The following is a 6,668-nucleotide window of genomic DNA, read 5'->3' as shown; positions in this document are numbered from 1 at the left end:
CTAGAGCTCCCACTTCACGGGCTGGGAGATGACGTCGGCCAGGTAGCGGCGGTAGTACCGGGCAGAGCGCTCGACGAACACTTCCATCGCGGCCTCGGCCGCATCCGGATCACGGCTGCGCATCGCGGCGAGCAGGTCGGATTGGAGTTCGGCCGCGTCCATCCGCGTCGCGAGCGGGTGCTCGCTCGGCTCGGCGTCGCGGACGAGCAGCCACAGGGTCTCCATGACGATCTTCAGTGCGGGATTGCCGACCGCGTCGTAGATCGTGCGTTGGAAGAGCGCGTTGTTGAGCTGGAAGGCGTCATGGTTATGGGGGTCCTCGACGATCCGGTCGAGGGCGCCCTGCATGATCTCGATCTGGTGGTCGGTGACGGTGTCCGCGGCGGCCCGCGCGACGATCGGTTCGAGCATGAGGCGGACGTCGATCACGTCGCTGATGGTCGCGCCGTTGAGCTGGAAGAACAGCTTCATCGTCTGACCGAGCGATTCGAGTTGCGGCATCTTCGCGATGGGGCCGCCCCCGATGCCGGCCTTGACCATCACCAGATCCCGACTCTCGAGTAGCCGGAGCGCCTCGCGGACCGTGGTGCGCCCGACGTCGTACTCCTCGATCATCTCTTTCTCGGTGGGGAGACGATGCCCTTCCACGAGGCCGCCGGAGAAGATCTTCTCGGCGATGAGATTCCCCACCCGCGCGGACATCTTGCGTCCACGCGGGCGGGGGGTCTCGGATTCTCGGGGGGTCATTGGTCTCCAGGTATCGGGGCGCGCGGATGGCTGATCACTCTACTCAAGGCCACGCGGTCCGACCCGGTGATGCGTCCCGACCCCGCGATGCGTCCGCCCTGATCAGCGGGCCGGGGCTCAGTGGGCCGGGGTTCAATAAACCGGGGCTCAGCGGACCGGAGCCATCTCGGCGCGGTCGCCGTCGACCCGGGGGAGATCGGAACCCCTGTAGAGCGCCCCGCGGATGGTGGCGAGGGGGAGCCCGCCGATGACGCTCGTGCCGATGAGGAAGTAGGCCGGGGAGAGGGGATCGCCGGTCCGGTCGATGAGCCAGGTGGCGATGTACGCCGCGGTTCCGCCCGCCACCACGGTGGCGAGGTTGAAGCCGAGCGCGACACCGGTGAGGCGCACCCGCGCGTCGAAGAGCTCGGGGAAGACCGGGGCGGTGCTGACCTGGATGAGCGGGGTGCACACGGCGAAGAAGGCGAACGCCAGCCCGGCCACGGCGAGCCCGTGCCCGGTCATCAGCGACATCGCGGGGTACGCGAAGAGGGCGGCCCACAGCAGGCCGATGGTCAGCATGGTGCGGCTACCGAAGCGGTCGACGAGCAGTCCTGCGATCGGCATGAGACACGCGACAAAGACGATGACGCCGGCCGCGGTCCACGTGACCGCGGTCTGGCTGAATCCGCCTTCGCGGACGAGGTGGATGCCGACGTAGGTGAGCACCATGTAGCCGGTGGCGTTCTGCGCGATGCCGAGGCCGAAGACCTGGAGGACCTGCATCGGATGGCTGGCGAGGAGTTCCCGCACGGGCGACTTGGCCAGATCGGAGGACGCCGCGGCCTCCTCAAACTCGGGGGTGTCCTCGATGCGCGACCGCAGCCAGAGGCACAGCACCAGCAGCGGCAGGCCGGCGATGAAGGGGATGCGCCAGCCCCAGCTGGTCATCTGGACGTCGGAGGTGAGGGCGGAGGTGGTGGCGACGACCACGGCGGCGAGCGCGAAGCCGGTGTTGGAGCCGAGCGCGACGATCGATCCGCCCAGGCCCCGGCGACGGGGTCCGACGATCTCGTAGACGTAGGTGAGCGCTCCGCCGAGCTCGCCGCCTGCGGAGAACCCCTGCGCCAGGCGGGCCACGACCAGCAGGATCGGCGCGATGACGCCGGCTGCCGCGTACGTCGGGAGGAACGCCATGATCAGCGTGGCGAGGCCCATGAGGATGACCGAGACGAGCAGGGCACGCTTGCGGCCGTAGCGGTCGCCCAGGCGACCGAAGAACAGTCCGCCGATCGGCCGCATGAGGTACGCCGAGGCGAAGACGGCCAGGCTGGCCAGGAGAGACGCGGTGGGGTCGTCGCCCGGGAAGAACAGGGGGCTGACGACGACGGCGAGGTACGCGTAGACCGTCAGGTCGTAGTACTCGACCACGGTTCCGATACCTGCGGCCGCCACGGACCGTCGCTTCTTGGGCTGAGCTTGTGTCACTTCAGTCACCTTCCCGGTGAGGGGGGAGTTGGGGGATTCTGCGCCTCTCAAAACATGTGCATATTTAGCGAGACGTGGGTTACTGTAGGTCGCGACGGTGAGATTCGGCAAGCGAATTGCGAAGGAAGAAGCATGCGACCTACTCGACTCCCAGACGGACGCAGCGTGTCCGAGTTCCGCGCTGCAGGTCACTGGCAGGACCGGTCGCTCGACTACTACGTGGAGCGTGCGGCCCGACTCCGGGGCGACGACATCGCGGTGGTGGACGGCGCCCGACGGCTGACGTTCTCCGAGGTGCACCGGGACGCGATGCGTCTGGCCGCAGCGCTCGACGCGCGCGGGGTGCGGTCGGGAGACGTGGTGTCGTTCCAGCTGCCGAACTGCGCGGAGGCGGTCATCGTCTACCACGCACTGCACCGGATCGGCGCGGTCGCCAACCCGATCGTCCCGATCTACCGCGGGCGCGAGGTGACGTTCATCGCCAGACAGGCGCGGTCCCGGGTGGTGATCATCCCGGGCGTGCACCGGGGCTTCGACTACGTCGAGATGTATCGCGCGCTCGCCCCTGAGCTGCCGGATCTCGACCTGCTCATCACCATCGACTCCACCCCCCGCGAGGGCGTGGAAACTCTCGCCTCCCTGCTCGACTCGGTGACGGACGACCAGGTGGACCGGGTGCGCGATCTGCCATCGCCCGACCCGGACGACGTCTGCCTCCTGCTGTACACCTCGGGAACCACCGCCGACCCCAAGGGTGCGTTGCACAGCCACAACACGCTGATCTTCGAGAACCAGTCGATGATCGACACGTTCGCGCTGACCGAGTCCGACGTCATCTTCAACCCGTCGCCGGTCACCCACATCACCGGCGTGAACTGCGCCCTGACGCTCCCGTTCCTGCTCGGCGCGACGGTGGTCCTGCAGGATGTGTGGGACTCGCAGAAGGCGCTGCGGCAGATCCGGAACGAGCGGGCGAGTTTCATGATCTTCGCGACGCCGTTCCTGCGCGGGCTGCTGGACGCCGCCCGCGACTCCGGGCTCGAGACGCCGTCGATCCGCTACATCATCTGCGGCGGCGCGGACATCCCGGATGCGCTCGTCACGGAGGCGGACGAGCGGCTGGGGACCATCACCCGCATGTACGGCGCGACCGAGGGGCCGTCGGTCACCTCGGCCAACCTCGCGGACGGCCCGGAGCTGCGCAAGTATTCGGACGGCCGGGTGTTGGCGCCGACGGAGGTGGTCATCGTGGACGAGGCCGGCCGCACCGTGGAGACCGGTCAGGTCGGCGAGGTCCTGTGGCGGGGCCCGGACACCTGCCTCGGCTACCTCGACGCCGCCCTCAACGACGACGCGTTCACCGAGTCCGGGTTCTTCCGCACTGGCGACCTCGCCCGGTTCGACGAGCGCGGCGGCATCCACATCGTCGGGCGGATCAAGGACATCATCAATCGCTCCGGCGAGAAGATCAGCACGTACGACGTGGAGAACCAGCTCAGCGAGCATCCGCTGGTCGTGGAGGTCGCCGTGGTCGCCGGCCCGGATCGCGTCACGGGGGAGCGGGGCTGCGCCTTCGTCGTCACCAGGGACCGGGCGGATCTGTCGCTGGAGGAGGTGCGGCAGTTCCTCGTGGGCCGGGGAGTCGCCGTGCAGAAGGTCCCCGAGAGCGTCTTTGTGGTGGACGCCCTGCCCAAGACGGCGAGCGGGAAGATCCAGAAGTTCGCTCTCCGTGACTTCACGCGGGACAGGTCCACCGCCCCCGAGCAGATGGCGGCCACGAGTGTCGTGGCCGTCCACGAGAGGTGAGAGAGATGACGACGACGAGAGCCACGACGACGACAACTACGGTCGCCGAACCGGTGCAGGTCACCGAGATTCGCGAGGGCATCGCGCTGGTCGAGTTGGCCAGGGGAAAGGTCAATGCGCTCGACGGTCACGCCTACCGCAGGATCGCCGAGGTCTTCGATGAGCTCTCCGCTGACGAGTCCTACCGCGCGGTGATCCTCACCGGCCGCGGGAGGGTCTTCTGCGCCGGTAATGACCTGGGCGAGTTCCGGACGATGGACGGCGGCAACGGCGATGTCGCGATGCGCGATGCCCGCCGCGCGTTCTTCGCGGTGCTGGAGTGCCGGCTGCCGGTGATCGTGGCGGTGAACGGCCCGGCCCTGGGCAGCGGGATGGGGCTGATGGCGAGCGCAGACCTGGTGGTGGCCTCGGACCGGGCGACCTTCGGGCTGCCGGAGATGCAGGTCGGGGTTCTGGGCGGTGGCCGGTTCGCCGCGCGGATGCTCCCCGAGCAGGCCATGCGCAGGATGTTCTTCACCGCCGAGGCCGTCGACGCGGCGACGTTCCAGAGCTGGGGCGCGCCGATCGAGATCGTCGACCACGACGAACTGATGGACAGGGCGCTGGAGCGTGCCGAGGTGATCGCGAGCAGGAGTAGGTACGCGCTGACTCTCGCCAAGCAGTCGTTGAACGGCTGCGAGGGACTGGACATCCGGCGCGGCTACGAGCTCGAGCAGTCCTTCACCGTCCGGCTCTCCGAGCACCCGGATTCCAAGGCCGCCGTCGAGCAGCGACTCGCGGCGATGGCCGGCGCGGACCGCCCGGGCCGGGCAGACGATGCAGGCCGTGAAGACGAGGCACAAGGAGTGACCACATGACGGCAACAGAGACCCCCGCCGGGACGGCACCGGCCGCCACCGAGGACCTGCGGGCGTTCGAGGCCGCGAGTCGCGACTGGCTCGACGCCCGACTGCCCCGCAGGGACGCGGCGGAGCAGGCGGCGAACTACTCGATCTTCCACAACCTCGGTCACGAGGACGAGAGGGCGTTGATCGACGCGGGCCGCGCATGGCAGGCCGAGCGGGTGGATGCCGGGTTCGGCGCCATGACGTGGGCCGCGAAGTGGGGCGGTCGGGGTTTGAGCGCGAGCCACGAGCGGATCTACGCGGGCGTGGAGCGCGAGTACCTCACCCCCGAGCGGCACGAGAACCTCCTGGTGACGGTCGAGCTGGTGGCGCCGACGCTCCTCGAGCTGGGAAGCGTCTGGCAGCAGGAGCGGTTCATCCGACCGTTCCTCCGCGCCGACGAGCTGTGCTGCCAGCTGTTCTCCGAGCCGGGCGCCGGATCGGACCTCGCGGGGCTGTCCACGAGGGCCGTCCGCGAGGGGGAGAGCTGGCGCATCAACGGGCAGAAAGTGTGGAGCTCGGGCGCCCAGTTCTCCGAGTGGGGTCTGCTCATCGCCCGGTCGGACCCGGCCGCGCCCAAGCACAAGGGCATGACCGCGTTCATGGTGCCCATGGACCTGGCCGGCGTCGAGGTGCGTCCGATCCGCCAGATGTCGGGCGGGTCGACGTTCAACGAGGTGTTCCTCACCGACGCCCTGCTGCCGGACGAGTATCGGGTGAGCGCGGTGGGCGACGGGTGGAAGGTCGCGCTCACCACCCTCGGGTTCGAGCGCCAGTCCAGCGCGGGGATCGTCGACGCCGGCGGCAACACGGCCGACCTCATCCGGCTGGCGACCTCGCTGGGGATCACCGAGGAGGCGGACGTCCGGGGCCGGATCGCCGAGTCCCACATCTACGAGAGGGCCCAGGCCCTGATGGTGGCCCGGTACGCCGAGCTGGAGCAGGCCGGCGCCGTGCCGGGGGTCGAGGGGTCGATCGGGAAGCTGGTGTGGACCCAGAACCTCAAGCGGGTGGGGGATGCGGCGGCGTCGTTCCTCGGCCACCGGATCCTCGCCGACACGGGCGAGGCAGACACGTTCGCCTGGACCCAGCATCTCCTGGGCGCCCCGGGCTATCGCATCGCGGGCGGCTCGGACGAGATCCAGCGAAACATCATCGGCGAGCGCGGGCTCGGTCTGCCGCGCGAGCCCCGTTAGGAGACGGATATGCCCATCAATCTCACCGTGGAACAGCAAGACCTGGCCGAGATGCTCGGCGATGTCTGGTCGGGGATCGCGCCCGGGGACGACGTGTGGCCCTCGATCCGCGAGCTCGGGCTGACCGAGATCCCGTTCCCCGAGGCCGCGGGTGGCGCGGACGGCACGTTCCGTGACCTGACCGTGGTCATGACGGGCCTCGGCCGCACTCTGGGGTCGGCGCCCTACTTCTCCTCCGTCGTGATGGCCGGCCTCGCGCTGCTCGAGGCGGCCGACCGGGACACGCGCGAGGAAGTTCTGCCCGGGATCGTGTCGGGCGCGCGGACCGCCGCCCTGGTCTGCGGGCCGGGTATTGCGAGCTCAGCGATCCGCGGCGAGGTCGTGGGGGAGCGGGAGCTGCTCCTGTCAGGGGTGCAGCACGCGGTCGTGGACGGTCAGAGCGCGGAACTCCTCGTCGTCGTCGTCACCAACGGCTCCGACGGAACCGAACTCGCCCTCGTCGAGGGCTCGGCGCCCGGCGTGCGGCGGACGGTCGGCGAGCAACTGGACGGCACGCGCCAGCTCGCGA

At 69.3% G+C, this 6,668-nt stretch carries 6 protein-coding genes; 4 read left to right on the top strand and 2 right to left on the bottom strand.

The features are described 5' to 3' along the window. Both Q0444_RS00880 and Q0444_RS00875 read right to left on the bottom strand, forming a co-directional pair. Window positions 1-702, bottom strand: coding sequence for a FadR/GntR family transcriptional regulator (locus Q0444_RS00880; RefSeq protein ID WP_299020652.1), 702 nt, complete (start codon window positions 700-702; stop codon window positions 1-3). A gap of 192 nt (window positions 703-894) precedes the next feature. Next, on the bottom strand, window positions 895-2,214 hold the full coding sequence (locus tag Q0444_RS00875) for an MFS transporter (RefSeq protein ID WP_299020650.1): 1,320 nt from the start codon (window positions 2,212-2,214) through the stop codon (window positions 895-897). A gap of 165 nt (window positions 2,215-2,379) precedes the next feature. On the opposite strand from Q0444_RS00875, the gene Q0444_RS00870 reads away from it, so the two are divergent. The 4 genes from Q0444_RS00870 to Q0444_RS00855 all read left to right on the top strand — a co-directional run. Further along, window positions 2,380-4,020: an AMP-binding protein gene (locus tag Q0444_RS00870; protein WP_299020648.1), complete on the top strand. Its 1,641-nt coding sequence runs from the start codon at window positions 2,380-2,382 to the stop codon at window positions 4,018-4,020. 5 nt (window positions 4,021-4,025) lie between these two features. Next, the gene (locus tag Q0444_RS00865) at window positions 4,026-4,877 is read left to right on the top strand and encodes an enoyl-CoA hydratase-related protein (protein ID WP_299020647.1); all 852 of its coding nucleotides are present in this window, start codon (window positions 4,026-4,028) and stop codon (window positions 4,875-4,877) included. Further along, a complete protein-coding gene (locus Q0444_RS00860; RefSeq protein WP_299020645.1) occupies window positions 4,874-6,100 on the top strand; it encodes an acyl-CoA dehydrogenase family protein in 1,227 nt (408 codons plus the stop codon). The genes Q0444_RS00865 and Q0444_RS00860 overlap by 4 nt, the downstream gene beginning before the upstream one ends. Window positions 6,101-6,109: 9 nt before the next feature. After that, the coding region (locus Q0444_RS00855; RefSeq protein ID WP_299020643.1) for an acyl-CoA dehydrogenase family protein at window positions 6,110-6,668 on the top strand (559 nt) is incomplete at its 3' end.

It is taken from the genome of uncultured Dietzia sp., assembly GCF_937873725.1.
Taxonomy (GTDB): domain Bacteria; phylum Actinomycetota; class Actinomycetes; order Mycobacteriales; family Mycobacteriaceae; genus Dietzia.
This window is presented reverse-complemented; position numbering and strand designations above follow the sequence as displayed.

Bases quoted from the DNA above. Each gene is read 5' to 3' on its own strand.
- Q0444_RS00860 (WP_299020645.1), top strand. From the start codon at position 4,874: ATGACGGCAACAGAGACCCCCGCCGGGACGGCACCGGCCGCCACCGAG.
- Q0444_RS00865 (WP_299020647.1), top strand. From the start codon at position 4,026: ATGACGACGACGAGAGCCACGACGACGACAACTACGGTCGCCGAACCG.
- Q0444_RS00880 (WP_299020652.1), bottom strand. From the start codon at position 702: ATGTCCGCGCGGGTGGGGAATCTCATCGCCGAGAAGATCTTCTCCGGC.